A 17,325-nucleotide genomic window follows, 5' to 3' on the forward strand; every position below is an offset into this window, starting at 1 on the left:
GAGGTGTTCTCAATAGTCGAGGCGCTTGGCCTTGAGGGCCTTCACGAGCGCCTTTTCGTCACGACCGCCGGTGGGCCATTCCAGACGTCGCACCAGCACGCCGTGCAGGCGCGGCGATAGCTTGCTCAGCAGACCGCCCGGAGCGGTCAGGCAAGCCGGCGCCCCCGCCCCGCCCGCCAGGTGCTTCTCGATCGGCTCACGCCAGCCCTCCCGGAGCGCGGGAGCCGACCTCAGGGTCAGGATCCAGTCACCGCGCGCCACGGCCGCCCCAGCCGACAGCCTCGCGCCAATGTCATCCGATGTCGTCACCAGGCGCGCGCCGCTGTCCTCGGCCAGGGCCTCGACACCCGGCTCGCCGCTCCCGACCAGGATCACCTCCTTGACGAGGCCGTCCACGGCGGCGGGCACCAGCATGGCCATCTGGGCGGCGAGGCCCGGCAGGTCTTCGGAAGCGACGAGAACGACGGAAATCATGGCTCTGCTTGGCGAGGCGGCGACGCCTGGTCAAGGGTTCGCGCGCCCACCACGACTACCCGAACAGATCCATCTGCGCGCTCCGTGGCCTCGGCGGCGTGAACTGGCTGGCGTCCAGCGGCGCCCAGGGTTGATCCAGGCCGAACTTCTTGACCGCCAGGTGGAAGCGTTGGCGCAGCACCTCGGCCACCGGCCCGTCGCCGACCATCCGCTCGCCCCAGGCCGCGCGATAGACCTCGCCGGAGCGGATCTGGCGCACCAGGGACATGACCTTGCGGGCTCGGTCCGGGTGATCGGTCTCCAGCCATTCCTGGAACAGCTGAGCGATCTCGCGCGGCAGGCGCAGGGCCACATAGCCCGCCCCGCGCGCGCCAGCCTTGGCCGAGGCCTCCAGCACCGCCTCGACCTCGTGGTCGTTGAGGCCGGGAATGGCCGGAGCGAACATCACCGTGACCGGAATTCCCGCCTCGGTCAGGCGTCGGACCGCCTCGATCCGCTTGCCCGGCGTCGCGGCGCGCGGCTCCATGCTGCGGGCCAGCCGCCGGTCCAGCGTCGTGATCGAGATTGCCACCCGGGTCAGCTTCCGCGCCGCCATGGCCCCGAGCACGTCCAGATCGCGCAGGATCAGGGCCGACTTGGTGATGATCGTGAACGGGTGGCTGTAGCGGTCCAGCACCTCGATGATCTGCCGCGTCACCCGCAGTTGCTTCTCGTCGGGCTGATACGGATCGGTGTCGCCGCCGATATGGATCGTCGCCGGCTTGTAGCTAGGCTTGGCCAACTCCTTCTCCAGCAACTCGCCGGCGTGCGGCTTGAAGAAGATCTTGCTCTCGAAATCCAGGCCTGGGGACAGTCCCAGATAGGCATGGTTGGGCCGCGCATAGCAGTAGATGCAGCCGTGACTGCAGCCGCGATAGGGATTGATCGAGCGATCGAAGCCGACGTCCGGGCTCTGGTTGCGGGCGATGATCGTGCGCGACTTCATCGGCTGCAGTTCGGTTTTCAACTGCTTGGGTTCTTCCTCCTCGCCCCAACCGTCGTCGAAGGCTTCGCGGGCCTGCGCTTCGAAACGCCCGGTTCGATTGGACTTCGCGCCGCGCCCCCGGGGCGCCGGCTTCAATTTCGCGGTCTCGACCATGCCGCGACTATGCATCGGCGATCAGAACATAACAAGAACATACTTCGCCCGATGCGGCGCGCCGCGACGACCAAAGGCTCGATCGACGAGATCATCCTGGACCGATGCGTGACGACGCCGCGCGCCGCCACGCCCTTGGTCAGGCTTGCTTTTCGGCGGCCACCTTCATGTTGGCCAGGCCGGTCTCGAAGTCCTTGCCGATCATCTTGTCCATGTCGAAGAACAGTCCCATCAGCTTGGCGATGTAGGGGTTCTTGCCCTCCATGGACCAGACGACCTTGGTCCCGGTCGCCTCGGGTTGGAATGTGAAACGGCCCAGGTTGTCGGCCTTGAACGGCTTGACGAAGTGCAGGCCGAAAACGACCTCGCGACCCGGCTCGACCCTTTCGATCTTCATGCTACCCGAGCCGACCTTGTCGTTGCCCACCCAGGCGTAGGACGCCCCCACGCCCTTGGCCGGACCGCCATAGGTCCGCTTCATGGCCGGATCCATCTTCTCCCAGGGCGACCAGGCGCCCCACTGGTGGAAGTCCTCGACCATGCCAGACAGCTTTTCCGGCGACGCATTGATCACGGCGGTCCGCGTCACCACGAAGTCGCTCGGCCGCGTGGCCGCGTAACCCAGCACGCCCACGATGGCGACGACGATGACCAGCAGTACGATCTTCAACATGAGCCCTCTCCCTTTGTTGTTCTTACGCTTTGGGCGTGGTCGCCAGCGACCAACGCACGCCGAACTTGTCCTTCAACTGGCCGTAGCGATCACCCCAAAACATCAACTGGATCGGCATGACGACCTCGAAGCCGGCTTCCACCGCCCGCGCCCAGGCGGCGTCCACGTCGGGGACCTGTAGGTGCAGGGTGTAGCCCTGCGGCTTCTCCGGATCGAACCCGTGTTCCGGGAAGAAGTCGCTGATCATCAGGTTGCCGCCATTGATCTCCAGGTGGCAATGGATCAGCCGACCGTCTTCGTCCTTGTAGGGCATGCGCACCAGTTCGCGCGCGCCCAAGGCGCGCTGGTACAGGGCCGACGCCTCGGCGGCGCCCTCCAGATTGATATAGGCGACGACCCCGGTCAGTTGCGGCGGTTGTTCGGTCATGACGGTCCCTTTTCGTGTGGCGATGACCGCGTCCCGCGGCCTCGAAGCAAGGACGGACCGGACGTCCGCTTCCCGACATTCAGATCGACGATTTTTCGGCGTCGGCCGAAACGCGGTCCAGATACTGGCGGATATTGGCCGCTTCGGCGGCGGTGTTGGCCAGCGAGATCGACTTGTCGAACGCTTGGCGCGCCTCGTCCCTGCGGCCGGCCTGCAGCAGGAACGCCCCCCGTGCGCCGTGATAGTGGAAATAGCCGTCGAGGCGCGCGCCCAGCGGCTCGATCATCTCGAGCGCGGCCTCGGGACCACGCACCTTGGCGACGGCGACCGCGCGGTTCAGCGTGACCACCGGCGACGGCTGCATGACCTCCAGGGTCGCGTAGAGAATGTCGATCTGGGCCCAGTCCGTATCCTCGGGCTTCGCGGCCCGGGCGTGGAGGGCGGCGATCGCGGCCTGCACCTGATACGGACCCGGAGCGCGCTTGAGCATGGCCTTGTCGATCAAGGCCAGGCCCTCCCCGATCATCTTGCGATTCCAGAGACTTCGGTCCTGCTCCTCGAGCAGGATCGCGTTGCCGTCCGCGTCGAAGCGGGCGTCCGAACGGGCGTGCTGCAGAAGCAGCAGCGCCGTCAGCCCCATCATCTCCGGTTCGGCCGGGAAAAGCCGCAGCAGCAGGCGGGCCAGGCGGATGGCCTCGTCGCAGAGCCCGCCCTTGGCTTCGAGCGCCTTGCCGCTGGCCGAATAGCCCTCGTTGAACACCAGATAGATCATCGCGGCCACGGCCGCGAACCGCTCGGCGCGCTCGATCGGCCCCGGCGCCTCGAACGACGCGTCGCCAGCCCCGATCTTGGCCTTGGCGCGGGTGATCCGCTGCTCCATGGCCGCCTCGCCGACCACGAAAGCGCGGGCGATCTCCTTGACCGACAAGCCCGAGACGATGCGCAGGGCCAGGGCGATCTGCTGGGTGGCCGGCAGGTCCGGATGGCAGCAGATGAACAGCAGACGCAGGACGTCGTCGCGATAGTGCGAACCGTCGAGGCGCTCAGCGGCCTCCGCCTCGGCGTCCTCGAGATCGGACAGCAGTTCCTCGGGCGGCAAGGCCGTGTTGCGGCTGGACTTGCGCACCGCGTCGATCGCCGCGTTGCGGCCCACCATGATCAGCCAGGCGGTCGGATCGCGTGGCGGCCCGTTCTTGGGCCACGCCTTCAAGGCGCGCAGGCAGGCGTCCTGGAACGCTTCCTCGGCCGCGTCCATGTCGCGGAAGTAGCGCAGCAGCGCCGCCATGGCCTGAGGCCGGGCGGCGGTGATGGCGCCCTCGATCCAACCGAGATCGGTCACGCGCCAGCGCCTCCGGCCTCGCCGGGCTGAAACAGCGCGATCGGTCGGATCTCATAAGAGCCGCCGGGATTGGCCTTGCCCAGGTCCTTGGCGATCTCCAACGCGCCATCCAGCGAGTCGCAGTCGACGACGTAGAAGCCCAGCAGCTGTTCCTTGGTCTCGGCGAACGGGCCGTCCAGCACCAGGGCCGGCTCGCGGTCCTTGCGCAGGGTGGTGGCGGCGGTGGTTGGCATCAGACGCGCCACGGGGCCAAGGCGCCCCTCTCGGCTCAGGCGCTGCTGGACCGTCATCAGCTTCTGCATCACGCCGTCCTTGTGCTCCTTCGACCAGGCGCAGATGACGTCTTCTTGGTTGTAGCAAAGTATGGCGTAGAGCATGGGCGATCCTCTCTCCCGTTCCAAGGACGGCGGACTATGCCCGCATCCGACATGGCGCCGCGATTTTTTTAGAGCGCGCGCAGCCGGCGGCGAACGGGCTCGTCATAGACCTTGAGCACCGCCCAGGCGCCCAGGACGATGACCAGCATCGAGACGATGGCGAAGGGCCACGGATAGCCCTGGCCGCCGACCGCCTTGTAGAGCCGCAGCATCAACTCCCAGCCCACCCAGTGCAGGATGTAGAGCGGGTAAGAGATCGCCCCGCTGACCCGACAGATCTTGCCCAGGAGACCGTCGGGATCGCGCCGACCGGCCAGCACGATCAACGGAAAGGCCAGACTGACGCAGGCGAAATCATAGAGCCAATTCAACGGCGTCCACGGAAAACTCAACACCACCGCCAGCACGATCGCCAGCGCCCAGACCGGGACGGTCGCGGCGACGTGGCTTCGGATCCGGTAGCAGCCGAAGCCGAGCAAAAATGGCAAGGCGGTGCGGAGCAGGCCGATCCAGAAGGTGGCGCGATCCCAGCCCGTTTGCACGCCGCCCATGCCGTGGCTGATGAAGGCCATGGCGCACCCGAAGCCCACGACCAGCAGCACGTGGCCCATGACGCTGATCCGCCGCAACGGGAACCACAGGGCGCTGGCGGCCAGTTCTAGGAACAGGGACCAAGTCGGTGGGTTCAACGGAAACAGCGGCGAGAACATCGCCTCGTCCGGCCACACCCTGGGGATCATCAGCAGGCCGAGCGCGATCCAGCCTGGCACGCGCTCGCGATGCTCGATCGTCACCGCCGCCCCGGCCAGCATGGTGATGGCGATCAGCGGCCATAAGCGGATCAGCCGGGCGCGCATGTAGCCCAGCCAGCCGATCTCGCGCCGGCCGTAGGCATGGGCCAGCACGAAACCCGACAGGCAGAAGAAGAAGTCGACGGCCAGGTAGCCATGCGCCGCCAGCCAGGGCCGGCCGGTCCAGCCGCCGATGTGGTACAGCATGACGGCGATCGCCGCGACGCCCCTCAGGCCGTCCAGCGCCTCGTACCGTCGTCCAGCATCCTGATCGCGCAAGCGCTTCGTCCCCGCCCCCGGTCCTTGCTTGCCAAGGCGGAGCGGCCAACGCAACTCAGGTCTCGGGTTTCTCCAGCAGCAGCGCCTTGGTCAGGAAGGCGCGCTCTTCGCCGATCAGCCGCAGCCCGGTTTGCCCGAACAGCGCCGGCAGGTCGATTTCGGCGTAGGTCGCGTAGTACGGCTCGTGGAAATAGACCGGGAAGGCCTCCAGCAGCCGCGCCAGGTCTGGCGTGTCGACCGGCTGGATCGAGTCGACGAAGACCAGCACGCCGCCGGGTTTCAGCACCCGCGCCAGGCTGGCCGCCACGACGGGCCGCACGCGCGGCGGCAGTTCGTGGAAAAGGTAGACGCAAGTCACGGCGTCCAAAGAAGAATCCGCGAATGGCAGAGCTTCGACATTCGCCTGGATCCCACCGACGCCCGATCGCTTGCGGGCTTGGGCCAGATAGGCCTCGGAGAGATCCAGGCCCGCGACCGCGGCGCGTGGGAAGGTCGTCTTCAGGTCCTTGAGGAAAGCGCCTGAACCACAGGCCGCGTCGAGGATTTTGGCGTCGCGGTGGTCGCGGCCGCGCCAGTGTTTCGCCAGCAGCGATAGACCTCGCCGCCGCATTGCTCCCGCCGTGCCGGAGAACAGCGCCTCGACCTGAGCGTCGTAGCGCCGCGCGCTTTCGGCCGTGAACCAGCCGCCGGACTGATAGTGGAAGTTCTGGCGATAATAGTTTGGATAAGCTTGACTATTGATGGCGGCGCGAACCTCGACGCCGTCGCCGCGTCGCCGGCGTTGATCCACTTCGAAGGCGTCGGCGATGAAGTCGGCGGCCTCGCGCAAGGCGGCCGAAGGGCGAACGGGACCGTCCTCGGCGGCCGGATAAAGACCGGCGGCGATGTCGCGGGCGTCCTTCTCGAAGGCCTCCAGATAGGCGCGGCGCAGGCTTGTTTTGACCGTCGGCGCGGACTTGGGCGCGAAGCCGCGAGCCTGCTGGCCCTTGGTCGGCTGAGTCAGGGAGCGCGCCAGCGAACCCGTCGCCGTCCACCAGGCCGCCTTGACCGCGGCCCTGGCGCGCTGGCTCGCGGCGTCGACCGCGAAAGCCCCTCTCGTCCGTCGCTCATCCATGCTGGCCTCAGCGCGAGAACACCCCGACGAGTTCAATATGGGGCGACCAGACGAACTGGTCCACCGGCAGCACCTTGTCGAGACGGAAGCCGGCGTCGACCAGGACGCGGGCGTCCTTGGCGAAGGTCGCCGGATTGCACGACACGCTGACCACCTTGGCGACCTTGGAGCGGGCGATCTCGACCGTCTGCTCGGCGGCGCCGGCGCGCGGCGGATCGATGACCACGACATCGGTCTTGGCCAGTTCCGTGGTCAGGACCGGGCGCTTGACGAGATCGCGGGCCTCGGCGGTGATCGGCTTGAGGCCGGAGACCGACCCGATCGCGGCTTTCAACGCGGCCACGGCCGGCCCGGCGCTGTCGGCGGCGTGAACCGCCCCGATCTCGGCCAGGCGGAAGGTGAAGGTGCCCGCGCCGCAATAGAGGTCGGCGATACGGCTCGCGCCTTGGGACTCGGCGACCGCGAAGTCGACCATGGCCCGCTCGGCGGCCGGCACGGCCTGCAGGAAGCTGCCGGCAGGAAGAGCGACCACCGCCGGCCCCAGCTTCACGAGCGGCTGGCGCGCGCCATAGACCGTCTCGCCGGCCAGGGTGACCCGGGCGAAGTCGCCCTCGCCCGCCGCCATGGCCGCCCGCATCCGAGCGTCGGCCGACAGCCCGCCACTCTTGCGCTCGACCCCGGTGACGTCGATGTCCAAACCCGTGGCGGTCAAGGTGACGTGCAGGGTCGGCGCCGATTTCGGATGCTCCAGAAAGGGCTCGGCCAGGCGCGCCAGCGCCGGCAGCGCCGCGACGATGCGCGGATCGGTGACCGGGCATTCCTCGATCGGCACGAGGTTCCAGGAACGACGCGCCTTGAAGCCCAGGTTCGCTCCGCCCTTCACCTTGCGCGCGTGCAGGGCGACCCGCCGGCGCGAGGCGGGCGGGGCGGCGAAGGTTGGCAGGATCTCGGTCTCCAAGCCTTCCATCGACAGCTGGAGGCGAACCTGTTCGGCCTTCCAGGCGCGATAGGGCTCGGCCGCCCAATGCTGCAGGGCGCAACCGCCGCAATGGCCGAAGTGCCGGCAAGGCGGCGTGACGCGATCGGCGCTGGCCTTGATGATCTCGGCGACCTCGCCCCGCGCGCCGTCCATCTGGGCCAGGATCGTCTCACCCGGCAGGGTCAGGGGCACGAAGACCGGCTTGCCCTCGCCGGTGCGCGCGAGACCGTCGCCCTGGGCGCCGACGGCGTTGATGGTCAGTTCTTGCATTCTGGATCCGTTTCGCACGCCATCCGGCCTGCTCAGGCGCCGTCCATACCGCAAAAGTGGGACCCCGGCGCGCGCCGTGAACGATTTTCCCCGCATGTCAGTGAAGCTGAATAGTCCGGTCAGGCGCTGTTCATGTTCGCCGCGTCATTCCTACATCAACGGATGGACTAGGGCGGTCGTCGCCGACGCGGCGGACGCCCACAAAAAGACAAGCTCTCTCATGACCCTCCCTCGCAAGACCGCGACCGCCTCAACGAGCAGGACTCCGATGATCAAGACCGTTCTGGGCGTGACCGCCGCCCTCGTCTGCGGCGTGCTGACGCCGACCCTGGCTTCGGCCCAGGCCTATGGCTCGCAGAGCTATGGCGGCGCCTATGACAACCGGGGCTACTACTACGACCCCTGCCAGCGCTCGACGACCAACCGCACCACGGGCGGCGGTCTGGCCGGCGCCGGCATCGGCATGGCGCTGGGCAGCGGCATCGCCGCGCGCGGCCACCGCACCGATGGCGCGGTGCTGGGCGGCGTGCTGGGCGCCGTGGTCGGGTCCATGGCCGGCAAGAGCTCGGCCGCCTGCCGTCCGGGCCAGGCTCCGCCGCCTCCCCCGCCGCCGGCGGCGTACAACGGCTCCTACGAGGATCCGGCCTATCGTCGGGGTTCGTACGAAGACGTCCGCCGCGACGCCGATCGCGACAGCTATTACGAGCGCAGCTATGAGCGCCGTGAAGGTTATCGGGTCACCGACCGCACCGGTGAGGCCGACATCAATGGCTGCACCCTGGCCGAAAGCCCGATCTATCTGCCGGATGGCCGCGTCCAGAAGCGCTTCGTGCGCGTCTGCCCGGACGCCAACGGCAAATATCAGGTCGTCGACTAAGTCCGACGCCTCAAGCCTTGTGGAACACGGATCGGCCGCCCCTATCGGGGCGGCCGTTTTCGTTCCTAGCGTTTCGTCGCCCAGACCAGGCGCTCGACCTGGCCGTCGCCGCCGGTGATGGGGCTTTCGGCGAGGCCCTTCACCGACCAGCCGGACGCTTCCAGGAATTCGACGACCTCATGCTCGACGCGGGCGATGGTCTCGGGGTCCCTCACGAGGCCGCCCTTGCCGACATGCTCGCGGCCGGCCTCGAACTGCGGCTTGACCAGGCTGACCAGGTCCGCGCCCGCTTCGGCCAGGCCCAGGGCCGCCGGCAGCGCCTTGACCATCGAAATGAAGCTGACGTCGCTGACGATCAGATCAGGCGGCGTCGGAATGAGATCCGCGTCCAGGGCGCGCGCATCGACGCCCGACAGCTCCACCACGCGCGGGTCGTCGCGCAGGCTGGGATGCAGTTGCTCCCGGCCGACATCGACGGCGAACACCTGGCGAGCGCCGCGCGACAGCAGCACCTCGGTGAAACCGCCCGTCGACGCGCCGACATCGATCGCGATCCGCCCCTCGACCGCGACGGGCCAGTGGTCCAGCGCGTGAACCAGCTTCAGCGCTCCGCGTCCCACCCAGGGATGAGCGGCCGAAGCGATGATCTCAGCGTCCCTGTCGACCATGTCCGAGGGCTTGGAAAACACGCGGTCGCCGACACGGACTAGGCCGGCCTCGACCGCCGCGCGAGCCTTGGCGCGGCTGTCGAACACGCCGCGCTCCATGAGCAGGACATCAATACGTTTGCGGGTCATCGAAGCCCTCTAGCACGGGCTTGCGGCCAAGGTCTCTTCGGGTTCAACTGAACAGTGATCACCGGCGCGCCAGACGTCGGCCCATTGGGAGGGACTTCAATGCGTTTCAGCCGCCGCGGCCTGATGGCCGCCTCCGCCGCGATCGCGGCCGCGCCATCGGCCTTCGCCAAGCCCAAGACCTCGGCCGCGCCGCCGCCCTGGACACCCGACGCCACCGAGATCGCCGGCCGCATCCGCCGCAAGGAGATCAGCGCCGTCGAAGCGGTCGAGGACGCCATCCGCAAGGCCGAGGCGCTGCAGCCCCAAGTCCAAGCCTTGGTCGATTCCGACTTCGACCGCGCATTGGCCAAGGCCAAGAACGGTCAGGTCTCGGGTCCGTTCGCCGGCGTGCCGTTCCTGGTCAAGGACCTGGATCCGTACAAGGGCGTGCGCACCCGCTACGGCACGCGCGCCAGTATCGGCGCCAAGCCGGAGACGACTCAGACCGCCTATATCGACGCGTTCGACGCCGCCGGTTTCGTGACCATCGGCAAGTCGGCGACGCCGGAATACGGCTTCCTGCCGACGACCGAGCCAATGGGTTTTCTGCCGACCCGCAATCCCTGGAACACCACGCATTCCTCGGGTGGTTCGTCCGGCGGGGCGGCGGCGGCCGTCGCGTCCGGCATCGTGCCGATCGCCCACGCCAGTGACGGCGGCGGCTCGATCCGCATCCCCTCGTCGAACTGCGGCCTGTTCGGCCTGAAGCCCTCGCGCGGCCGGATGATCCTGAACCGCCCCGCCAACCGCGGCATCGACCTGTCGGTGTCGCATTGCGTCGCCCACAGCGTCCGCGACTCTGCCATCTTGTTCGCCGCCACCGAGCGCACCGACACCGGCGCGCCGTTCAAGCCGATCGGCGTGATCACCGAGCCGCTGAAGAAGACGCTGAAGGTCGGCCTGGTCATGAACACCGGCACGGGCCTGACGCCCCATCCGGAGGTTCAGGCCGCCGTCAACAACGCCGCCAAGCTGCTGAAGGACCTGGGCCACAAGGTCGAGCCGACGACCTGGCCGATGGACGGCGGCCAGTTTGGTCAGGACTTCACCGTGCTGTGGGCCAGCGGCGCGGCCGAGTTGGTCGACGGCATCGGGAAGGCCATCGGCCGCAAGCCCGATACGAGCGTGCTGGAGCCGTTCAGCCTGGGCATGGCAGACCTGGTCAACAAGCTGCCGCAAGGCGCCCTGCCCGCCGCCCTGCAGCGCCTGAACGCCACCATCGGCGCCTACGACGCCTGGCTGGCCAAGTACGACGTCATCCTCTCGCCCGTGCTGGGCCTGCCGCCGGTCGAGCTGGGCTATGTCGCCGGCTGGGTTCCGTTCGAGGAACTGCAGGCCCGGCTGATGGCCTATGTCGGCTACACCCCGGTGCAGAACGTCGCCGGCGCTCCGGCCATGAGCGTGCCGCTACATTGGACGGCCGACGGTCTGCCGGTCGGCGTCCAGATCGCCGGCCGCGCGGGTGGCGAAGCCACGCTGCTGGGGCTGGCCTATCAGCTGGAGGCGGCCGCGCCGTGGGCCCACAAGAGACCGCCCGTCAGCGCCTGATCCGCTTGTCATCCCGGACGGCCGAAGGCCGATCCGGGACCGCCGGAGGCGCGGTGCCCGTGGCGGTCCCGGCTCTTCGGCCGGGATGACAACTTTCGAGGCCTTACCCCTCGACGAACACCTTCTTGAGTTCGTTCTTCATGATCTTGCCGTTGGCGTTGCGCGGCAGCGTCTCGTGCCAGAACACCACCTTCACCGGCACCTTGAAGGCGGCCAAGCGGTCAGCGACGAAGGCCCGCAGTTCGGCCTCGGTGGCCTCGGCGCCCGGCTTCAACGTCACGACCGCCGCCGGCTCCTCGCCCAGCGTCTTGTGCTCGATGCCGACCAGGGCCGCATCCATGACCGCCGGATGGTCGTAGAGGCAGTTCTCGACCTCAATGCAGTAGATGTTCTCGCCGCCGCGGATCAGCATGTCCTTGGCGCGGTCGATGATGAAACAGAAGCCCTCGGCGTCGAGACGCGCCAGGTCGCCCGTGCGCACCCAGCCGTCGATGAAGGTCTGGGCCGTGGCCTCGGGCTTGTTCCAGTAGCCGCGCACGACCTGCGGTCCCTTGCACCACAGCTCGCCGACCTCGCCGATCGGCAGTTCGCGGTACGGCGCCTCGACGGTCATGATCTTCAGGTCGGTGACCGGCACGGCGGGGCCGCAGCTGTCGGGACGATTCTCGTAATCCTCGGCAGAGTTCGAGGTGGCCGTGGCCGAGGTCTCGGTCATGCCCCAGCCGTTGCCCGGCGAAGCCTTGGGCCAGATCTCCTTGATCTTGCGCACCAACTCCGGCGCCGACGGCGCGCCGCCATAGGCCACGGCCTCGATCGACGACAGGTCGTACTTCTCGCGGTTGGGATGCTCGATGATCTGCCAGGCGATGGTCGGCACCCCGCCCATCTGGGTCAGACGCTCATCCTGGATCAGCTGCATCGCCTTTTCCGGGTCCCACTTGCGGATCATGGCCAGCTTGGCCCCGCCGAACAGCGAGGGGTTCAGGACCGCGAAACAGCCGGTGGCGTGGAAGAAAGGCACCGAGATCAGCGAGCCCTTCTGAGGCAGGCTGGGATCGGGCTGGGGCGGAGCCTCGCCGCGGCGCAGGAAGCTGCGGGCCCCGGCGGCGGCGGCGGCGAAGATGTTGCTGTTGACGTTGCGATGGGTGCCGATCGCGCCCTTGGGCTTACCCGTGGTGCCCGAGGTGTAGAAGATCGTCGCGTCGTCGTCCGGAGCGATCGCCACGGTCGGCATCGGCTTCTCGTCCAGCTTGATCCAGTCGTTTGGACAGCCGATCACGGTCTCGAGACGGGTGACGTAGGGATGAGCGATCTCTTCCCGTGAGCGACTGACATAGACGCGCTCTAGTTCGGGACAGTTGTCAAAATGCTCGGTCAACCGCTCGTAGCGCTCTACGTCGACGACCAGCGTCTTGGCCCCGGAATCGATCAGGCCGTACTCCAGCTCAGGACCCGTCCACCAGGCGTTCAGCGGCGTGACGATCGCGCCGAGCGAGGCGGCCGCGTAGAAGGCCACCGGCCATTCAGGCAAGTTGCGCATGACGATGGCGACCCGGTCGCCCTTCTGCACGCCCTTGGCCGCGAGTTCGGCGGCGAAGACGGTCACGGCGCGATAGAACGCCTCGAAGCTGACCCGCTCGTCCTCGTGCACCAGGAAGATCTTCTCGCCATGGGCCCGGCCGATCAGGACGGTGTCGCGCAGGGTCGGAGGCGCGTTCTTCCAGGTCCGGGTCTTGACGCCCCGGATCTCGACCTCCTCCATCTCGCCGGGCGTTCCGGGGGCGGTGATCAGCGCGTAGGCCTGCTGCACGGACATCGCCGGCCACGGCGCGGGCTTGGGCGCGGCTTGGGGGGCGGCCTGGGTCATGTTTACTCTCCCGGTATGGTGTCGCGCCTTGTTGAGCGAGCGCGTTCGATGAAGACAGAGCACAGCCGGAAGCTGGATGCAAACGTACGTTTGATCCAAAGAGAACATTGATAAGTTAGAGCCGTGGATAACGAAGTTACGCGACGTCACGACCACCGCTCTTGCGCTGGCGCTCGGCGATCTCACATGCCCTCACGGGCGCGGTTCGTCCGCGATTCGAGGAATAGAATCGATGCGTCTCCTGTTCACCGGCCTGGCTAGCGCCCTCACCCTGACCCTGGCCGCGCCCGGCGCCGGCGCCGCGCCCCAGGCCAAGGCCGCTCTTGCCGTCGCCCCCCACGCGGCCCTGAAAGCGCGGATCGACAAGGTCGTCGACGCAGCGATCGCCGAGCAGCGTCTCGTCGGCGCGGTCGTGCTGGTCGCCCGTGACGGCAGGCTGGTCTATCACCGCGCCGCCGGTCTGGCCGACCGTGAGGCCAACCGGCCGATGACCGAGGACGCGGTCTTCCGCTTCTCGTCGGTGACCAAGCCGTTCGTCAGCGCCGCCCTGATGCGGCTGGTCGAGCAGGGCAAGATCAAGCTGGACGATCCGGTGACCAGGTACCTGCCGGACTTCAAGCCGAAGCTGGCCGACGGAACCACGCCAGTCATCACCATCGGTCAGCTTCTGGACCATACCGCCGGCCTGACCTACGGCCTGGCCGAGGCGCCGTCGCACCCGTACCACGCGCTCGGTGTCTCCGACGGCATCGATCTATCGGGCATCAGCCTCGACGAGAACGTTCGCCGCATCGGCCAGGCGCCGCTGGCCTTCGCGCCGGGTTCGGCCTGGCGCTATTCGGTCGCCATCGACGTGCTGGGCGATGTGATGGAGAAGGCGGCCGGCAAGCCTCTGCCGGAGGTCGTCGCCGAGACCGTGACCTTGCCTCTGGGTCTGAAGGACACCGGCTTCCTGGCCAAGACTCCCGCCCGCCTCGCCACGCCCTACGCCAACGCACAGCCAGCGCCGAGCAAGATCACCGACAATCAAGAGGTCCCGCTTGGCCCGACCGCCGTACGCTTCGCCCCCAGCCGCGCGACGCATCCGGAGGAATTCCCGTCTGGCGGCGCGGGCATGGTCGGCACGGCCGGTGACGTGCTGACCTTGCTGGAGACGATCCGGAAAGGCGGCGCGCCGATCCTGAAGGCTTCGACGGTCGCCGAGATGATGAAGGACCACACCGGCCCACAGGCCGCCACCCAAGGGCCCGGCTGGGGCTTTGGCTATGGCTGGGCGGTGCTGGACGATCCGGCCGTCGCCAAGACCCCGCAGGCGGCCGGCACGCTCGCCTGGGGCGGCGTCTATGGCCACAACTGGTTCATCGACAAGAAGAACGGCCTGACCGTGGTGCTGATGACCAACACCGCCTTCGAGGGCATGAACGGCCCGGTGACGACGCAACTGCGGGACGCGGTGTACGGGCGGTAGAAAAAAGGGCGGCGCTCAGAGGAGACGCCGCCCTTTCCTTTTTCCAGGTCGCGAGCGTTTAGCCCACCGACTCCAACCGCCCCAGCGCCGCTTCGAGCTTGGCCTTGGCGGCTTCCGCGTCGGCGAGCCGTTCGCGGTTTTCCTCGATGACCTCTTCCTTGGCGCGGGCCAGGAAGTCGGGATTGCCGAGCTTCTTGTTGGTCTTCTCGATCTCGCCGACGTGGCCGGCGATCTCCTTGGTCAGGCGCGCCTTCTCTGCGGCCAGGTCGATGAAGTCGGCGATGGCCAGCGCGCCGGTCGCCTCGCCCATCACGATCGGGACCGATCCCGTCGGAGCGGTCTCGGCCTCGCGGAGGCTGTCCAAGCGCGCCAGGGTCAGCAGCAGGTCGCGGTGACGGGCCAGGCGCGCCTTGGTCTCCGCGCCGGCGCCGACGATGCTGAGGCCCGGCTTGGCCGACGGCGGCACGTTCATCTCGGCGCGGATCGAGCGGATCTCGCCGACGGTCTCGACCAGCCAGCCGATCTCGGCCTCGGCCTCGGCGTCGATCCAGCTTTCCGGCAGCTCAGGCCACCGAGCCGAGATCAGCATGCTGTCGCGGGCCGGACCGAATTCGGCGGTCTTGTCCCACAGCTCCTCGGTGATGAACGGCATAACCGGGTGCAGGAGCTTCAGGATCACATCCAGCGCCCAGGCGGCGGTGGCGCGGGTCTCGGCCTTGGCCGCCGCGTCGTCGCCGTTCAGGATCGGCTTGGCCAGCTCCAGGTACCAGTCGCAGAACACGTTCCAGACGAAGCGGTACAGCGCGCCGGCGGCCTCGTCGAAGGCCGGGGCTTCCAGAGCCTTGGTGACCTCGGCGACGGTCTTGACCGTCTCGCCGCGGATCCACTTGTTGATCGGCTGCTGGACCGTCGCCGGATCGAAGCCCTCGACGCGGACGCACTCGTTCATCTGGGCGAAGCGCGAGGCGTTCCACAGCTTGGTGCCGAAGTTGCGATAGCCCTCGATACGCTGCTTGGAGAGCTTGATGTCGCGCGCCTGACCCGACATCGCCGTCATGGTGAAGCGCACCGCATCGCAGCCCAGCTCGTCGATCAGGATCAGCGGATCCATCACGTTGCCCTTGGACTTGCTCATCTTGGCGCCCTTCTCGTCACGGACGAGGGCGTTGATGAACACCTGCTTGAACGGAACTTCGCCCATGAAGTGGATGCCCATCATCATCATCCGGGCAACCCAGAAGAAGATGATGTCGAAGCCCGTGACCAGGGTGCTGGTCGGGTAGAAACGCGCGACGTCCGGGGTCTTTTCAGGCCAGCCCAGGGTCGAGAACGGCCAAAGGGCCGAACTGAACCAGGTGTCGAGGACGTCTTCGTCGCGGTTCAGGACGACATCGGCGCCGAACTTGGCGCGGGCGGCGGCATAGGCTTCTTCCTCGGTCTCCTCGACGAAGATCGAGCCTTCCGGACCAAACCAGGCCGGGATGCGGTGCCCCCACCAGAGCTGGCGCGACACGCACCACGGCTCGATGTTGCGCAGCCATTCGAAGTAGGTCTTTTCCCAGTGCTTGGGCTCGAAGACCGTGTCGCCGGTCTCGACGGCCTTTAGGGCCGGCTGGGCCAGGGTCTTGGCGTCGACATACCACTGGTCGGTCAGGAACGGCTCGATGACCACGCCCGAGCGGTCGCCGTGCGGGACCATGTGCTTGGTCTTCTCGATCTCCTTCAGCCAGCCCTCTTCCTCGGCGCGCGCGACGATGGCCTTGCGCGCGACGAAACGGTCCATGCCGACGAACTCGGCCGGAACGGTCTCGTTCAGCTTGGCCTCGGCCGTGAAGATGTTGATCGCTTCCAGGCCGGCGCGCTTGCCGACGCCGAAGTCGTTGAAGTCGTGGGCCGGGGTGATCTTCACCGCGCCCGAGCCCTTGGTCGGATCGGCGTAGTCGTCGGCGACGATCGGGATCCGACGGCCGACGATCGGCAGGGTCACGAACTTGCCGACCAGGCCCTTGTAGCGCTCGTCCGTCGGATGGACGGCGACGCCGGTGTCGCCCAGCATGGTCTCGGGGCGGGTCGTGGCCACGACGACGTAGTCGCGAGTTTCGAATTCCGTCGGCTTGCCCTCGTCGTCGAAGGCGACCGGGTGCTGGTAGGTCACGCCGTCGGCCAGCGGATAGGCGAAGTGCCAATAGGCGCCGTCGACCTCTTTCTGTTCGACCTCGAGGTCGGAAATGGCGGTCTGGAACTGCGGGTCCCAATTGACCAGGCGCTTATCGCGGTAAAGCAGGTTCTGCTTATAGAGCTGGACGAACACCTTGCGGACGGCGGCTGAGAGGCCCTCGTCCAGGGTGAAGCGCTCGCGCGACCAGTCGCAGCTGGCGCCCAGGCGGCGCAGCTGATTGGTGATGGCCCCGCCGCTCTCCGCCTTCCATTCCCAGACCTTGTCGACAAAGGCTTCGCGGCCCAGGTCGCGGCGGCCGATATTGCCGGCGGCGGCCAACTGGCGCTCGACGACCATCTGGGTGGCGATGCCCGCGTGGTCGGTGCCCGGCAGCCACAGGGCGGCCTTGCCGCGCATGCGGTGAAACCGGGTCAGCACGTCCTGCAAGGTGTTGTTCAGCGCGTGGCCGATGTGCAGCGAGCCCGTCACGTTCGGTGGCGGGATCACGATGACGAACGGTTCGGCGTTCGGATCCTCGCTGGGCTTGAAGGCCCCGGAGGCCTCCCAGGCGGCGTACAGGCGGGGTTCGACGGATTTGGGATCGAAGGTCTTATCGAGCATGGCGGAGCGGATATGCCATCTGCGGCCCCGGCGCGAAACCGCCGGGCCTTGGTTTTCTGAAGGATTCTGGAACGAAAAAGGCGGCCGCC

The 17,325-nt window shown here is 67.6% G+C and carries 15 protein-coding genes; 3 read left to right on the forward strand and 12 right to left on the reverse strand.

The window, feature by feature from the left end; translation table 11 throughout:
* Window positions 1-9: 9 nt before the first annotated feature.
* The 9 genes from ABIC66_RS21270 to ABIC66_RS21310 all read right to left on the reverse strand — a co-directional run bounded on the left by ABIC66_RS21270 (window position 10) and on the right by ABIC66_RS21310 (window position 7,861).
* Window positions 10-474 carry a glycosyltransferase family protein gene (locus ABIC66_RS21270; RefSeq protein ID WP_354072912.1) on the reverse strand — a complete coding sequence of 155 codons (465 nt, stop codon included), beginning with the start codon at window positions 472-474 and terminating at the stop codon, window positions 10-12.
* A gap of 55 nt (window positions 475-529) precedes the next feature.
* Window positions 530-1,612, reverse strand: a complete 1,083-nt coding sequence (locus ABIC66_RS21275; protein WP_354073271.1) for a PA0069 family radical SAM protein — start codon at window positions 1,610-1,612, stop codon at window positions 530-532.
* 139 nt (window positions 1,613-1,751) lie between these two features.
* On the reverse strand, window positions 1,752-2,285 hold the full coding sequence (locus ABIC66_RS21280; RefSeq protein WP_354072914.1) for an SRPBCC family protein: 534 nt from the start codon (window positions 2,283-2,285) through the stop codon (window positions 1,752-1,754).
* 22 nt (window positions 2,286-2,307) lie between these two features.
* Window positions 2,308-2,712 carry a VOC family protein gene (locus ABIC66_RS21285; RefSeq protein WP_354072915.1) on the reverse strand — a complete coding sequence of 135 codons (405 nt, stop codon included), beginning with the start codon at window positions 2,710-2,712 and terminating at the stop codon, window positions 2,308-2,310.
* Window positions 2,713-2,791: 79 nt separating this feature from the next.
* Window positions 2,792-4,051 (reverse strand): RNA polymerase sigma factor, encoded by a 1,260-nt coding sequence (locus ABIC66_RS21290; RefSeq protein ID WP_354072917.1) that lies wholly within the window; start codon window positions 4,049-4,051, stop codon window positions 2,792-2,794.
* Window positions 4,048-4,428 (reverse strand): YciI family protein, encoded by a 381-nt coding sequence (locus tag ABIC66_RS21295; protein WP_354072918.1) that lies wholly within the window; start codon window positions 4,426-4,428, stop codon window positions 4,048-4,050. The genes ABIC66_RS21290 and ABIC66_RS21295 overlap by 4 nt, the downstream gene beginning before the upstream one ends.
* A 68-nt stretch (window positions 4,429-4,496) precedes the next feature.
* Window positions 4,497-5,498: an acyltransferase family protein gene (locus tag ABIC66_RS21300; protein ID WP_354072920.1), complete on the reverse strand. Its 1,002-nt coding sequence runs from the start codon at window positions 5,496-5,498 to the stop codon at window positions 4,497-4,499.
* Window positions 5,499-5,553: 55 nt separating this feature from the next.
* Window positions 5,554-6,612, reverse strand: a complete 1,059-nt coding sequence (locus ABIC66_RS21305; protein ID WP_354072921.1) for a class I SAM-dependent methyltransferase — start codon at window positions 6,610-6,612, stop codon at window positions 5,554-5,556.
* Window positions 6,613-6,619: 7 nt separating this feature from the next.
* Window positions 6,620-7,861, reverse strand: coding sequence for a class I SAM-dependent RNA methyltransferase (locus ABIC66_RS21310; RefSeq protein ID WP_354072923.1), 1,242 nt, complete (start codon window positions 7,859-7,861; stop codon window positions 6,620-6,622).
* Between the two features lie 220 nt (window positions 7,862-8,081).
* Between ABIC66_RS21310 and ABIC66_RS21315 the strand changes: the two genes are divergently transcribed.
* Window positions 8,082-8,738 carry a hypothetical protein gene (locus tag ABIC66_RS21315; RefSeq protein ID WP_354072925.1) on the forward strand — a complete coding sequence of 219 codons (657 nt, stop codon included), beginning with the start codon at window positions 8,082-8,084 and terminating at the stop codon, window positions 8,736-8,738.
* Between the two features lie 65 nt (window positions 8,739-8,803).
* Here the strand turns inward: ABIC66_RS21315 and ABIC66_RS21320 are convergent, their stop codons facing one another.
* The gene (locus ABIC66_RS21320) at window positions 8,804-9,535 is read right to left on the reverse strand and encodes a TlyA family RNA methyltransferase (protein WP_354072926.1); all 732 of its coding nucleotides are present in this window, start codon (window positions 9,533-9,535) and stop codon (window positions 8,804-8,806) included.
* A gap of 99 nt (window positions 9,536-9,634) precedes the next feature.
* Between ABIC66_RS21320 and ABIC66_RS21325 the strand changes: the two genes are divergently transcribed.
* The gene (locus ABIC66_RS21325) at window positions 9,635-11,122 is read left to right on the forward strand and encodes an amidase (protein ID WP_354072927.1); all 1,488 of its coding nucleotides are present in this window, start codon (window positions 9,635-9,637) and stop codon (window positions 11,120-11,122) included.
* A gap of 103 nt (window positions 11,123-11,225) precedes the next feature.
* Here the strand turns inward: ABIC66_RS21325 and ABIC66_RS21330 are convergent, their stop codons facing one another.
* Window positions 11,226-12,989 (reverse strand): class I adenylate-forming enzyme family protein, encoded by a 1,764-nt coding sequence (locus tag ABIC66_RS21330; protein WP_354072929.1) that lies wholly within the window; start codon window positions 12,987-12,989, stop codon window positions 11,226-11,228.
* Window positions 12,990-13,221: 232 nt separating this feature from the next.
* Between ABIC66_RS21330 and ABIC66_RS21335 the strand changes: the two genes are divergently transcribed.
* Complete coding sequence (locus ABIC66_RS21335; protein ID WP_354072931.1) at window positions 13,222-14,457, forward strand: serine hydrolase domain-containing protein; 1,236 nt, start codon at window positions 13,222-13,224, stop codon at window positions 14,455-14,457.
* Between the two features lie 58 nt (window positions 14,458-14,515).
* Here the strand turns inward: ABIC66_RS21335 and ABIC66_RS21340 are convergent, their stop codons facing one another.
* Window positions 14,516-17,236 (reverse strand): valine--tRNA ligase, encoded by a 2,721-nt coding sequence (locus tag ABIC66_RS21340; RefSeq protein ID WP_354072933.1) that lies wholly within the window; start codon window positions 17,234-17,236, stop codon window positions 14,516-14,518.
* Window positions 17,237-17,325: the final 89 nt, after the last annotated feature.

Origin of the sequence: Caulobacter sp. 1776, from assembly GCF_040545685.1 — a bacterium.
Classification (GTDB): domain Bacteria; phylum Pseudomonadota; class Alphaproteobacteria; order Caulobacterales; family Caulobacteraceae; genus Caulobacter.

Coding starts and splice junctions, on each gene's coding strand:
- ABIC66_RS21270 (WP_354072912.1), bottom strand. CDS start 474: ATGATTTCCGTCGTTCTCGTCGCTTCCGAAGACCTGCCGGGCCTCGCC.
- ABIC66_RS21275 (WP_354073271.1), bottom strand. CDS start 1,612: ATGGTCGAGACCGCGAAATTGAAGCCGGCGCCCCGGGGGCGCGGCGCG.
- ABIC66_RS21280 (WP_354072914.1), bottom strand. CDS start 2,285: ATGTTGAAGATCGTACTGCTGGTCATCGTCGTCGCCATCGTGGGCGTG.
- ABIC66_RS21285 (WP_354072915.1), bottom strand. CDS start 2,712: ATGACCGAACAACCGCCGCAACTGACCGGGGTCGTCGCCTATATCAAT.
- ABIC66_RS21295 (WP_354072918.1), bottom strand. CDS start 4,428: ATGCTCTACGCCATACTTTGCTACAACCAAGAAGACGTCATCTGCGCC.
- ABIC66_RS21305 (WP_354072921.1), bottom strand. CDS start 6,612: ATGGATGAGCGACGGACGAGAGGGGCTTTCGCGGTCGACGCCGCGAGC.
- ABIC66_RS21310 (WP_354072923.1), bottom strand. CDS start 7,861: ATGCAAGAACTGACCATCAACGCCGTCGGCGCCCAGGGCGACGGTCTC.
- ABIC66_RS21315 (WP_354072925.1), top strand. CDS start 8,082: ATGACCCTCCCTCGCAAGACCGCGACCGCCTCAACGAGCAGGACTCCG.
- ABIC66_RS21320 (WP_354072926.1), bottom strand. CDS start 9,535: ATGACCCGCAAACGTATTGATGTCCTGCTCATGGAGCGCGGCGTGTTC.
- ABIC66_RS21325 (WP_354072927.1), top strand. CDS start 9,635: ATGCGTTTCAGCCGCCGCGGCCTGATGGCCGCCTCCGCCGCGATCGCG.
- ABIC66_RS21330 (WP_354072929.1), bottom strand. CDS start 12,989: ATGACCCAGGCCGCCCCCCAAGCCGCGCCCAAGCCCGCGCCGTGGCCG.
- ABIC66_RS21335 (WP_354072931.1), top strand. CDS start 13,222: ATGCGTCTCCTGTTCACCGGCCTGGCTAGCGCCCTCACCCTGACCCTG.
- ABIC66_RS21340 (WP_354072933.1), bottom strand. CDS start 17,236: ATGCTCGATAAGACCTTCGATCCCAAATCCGTCGAACCCCGCCTGTAC.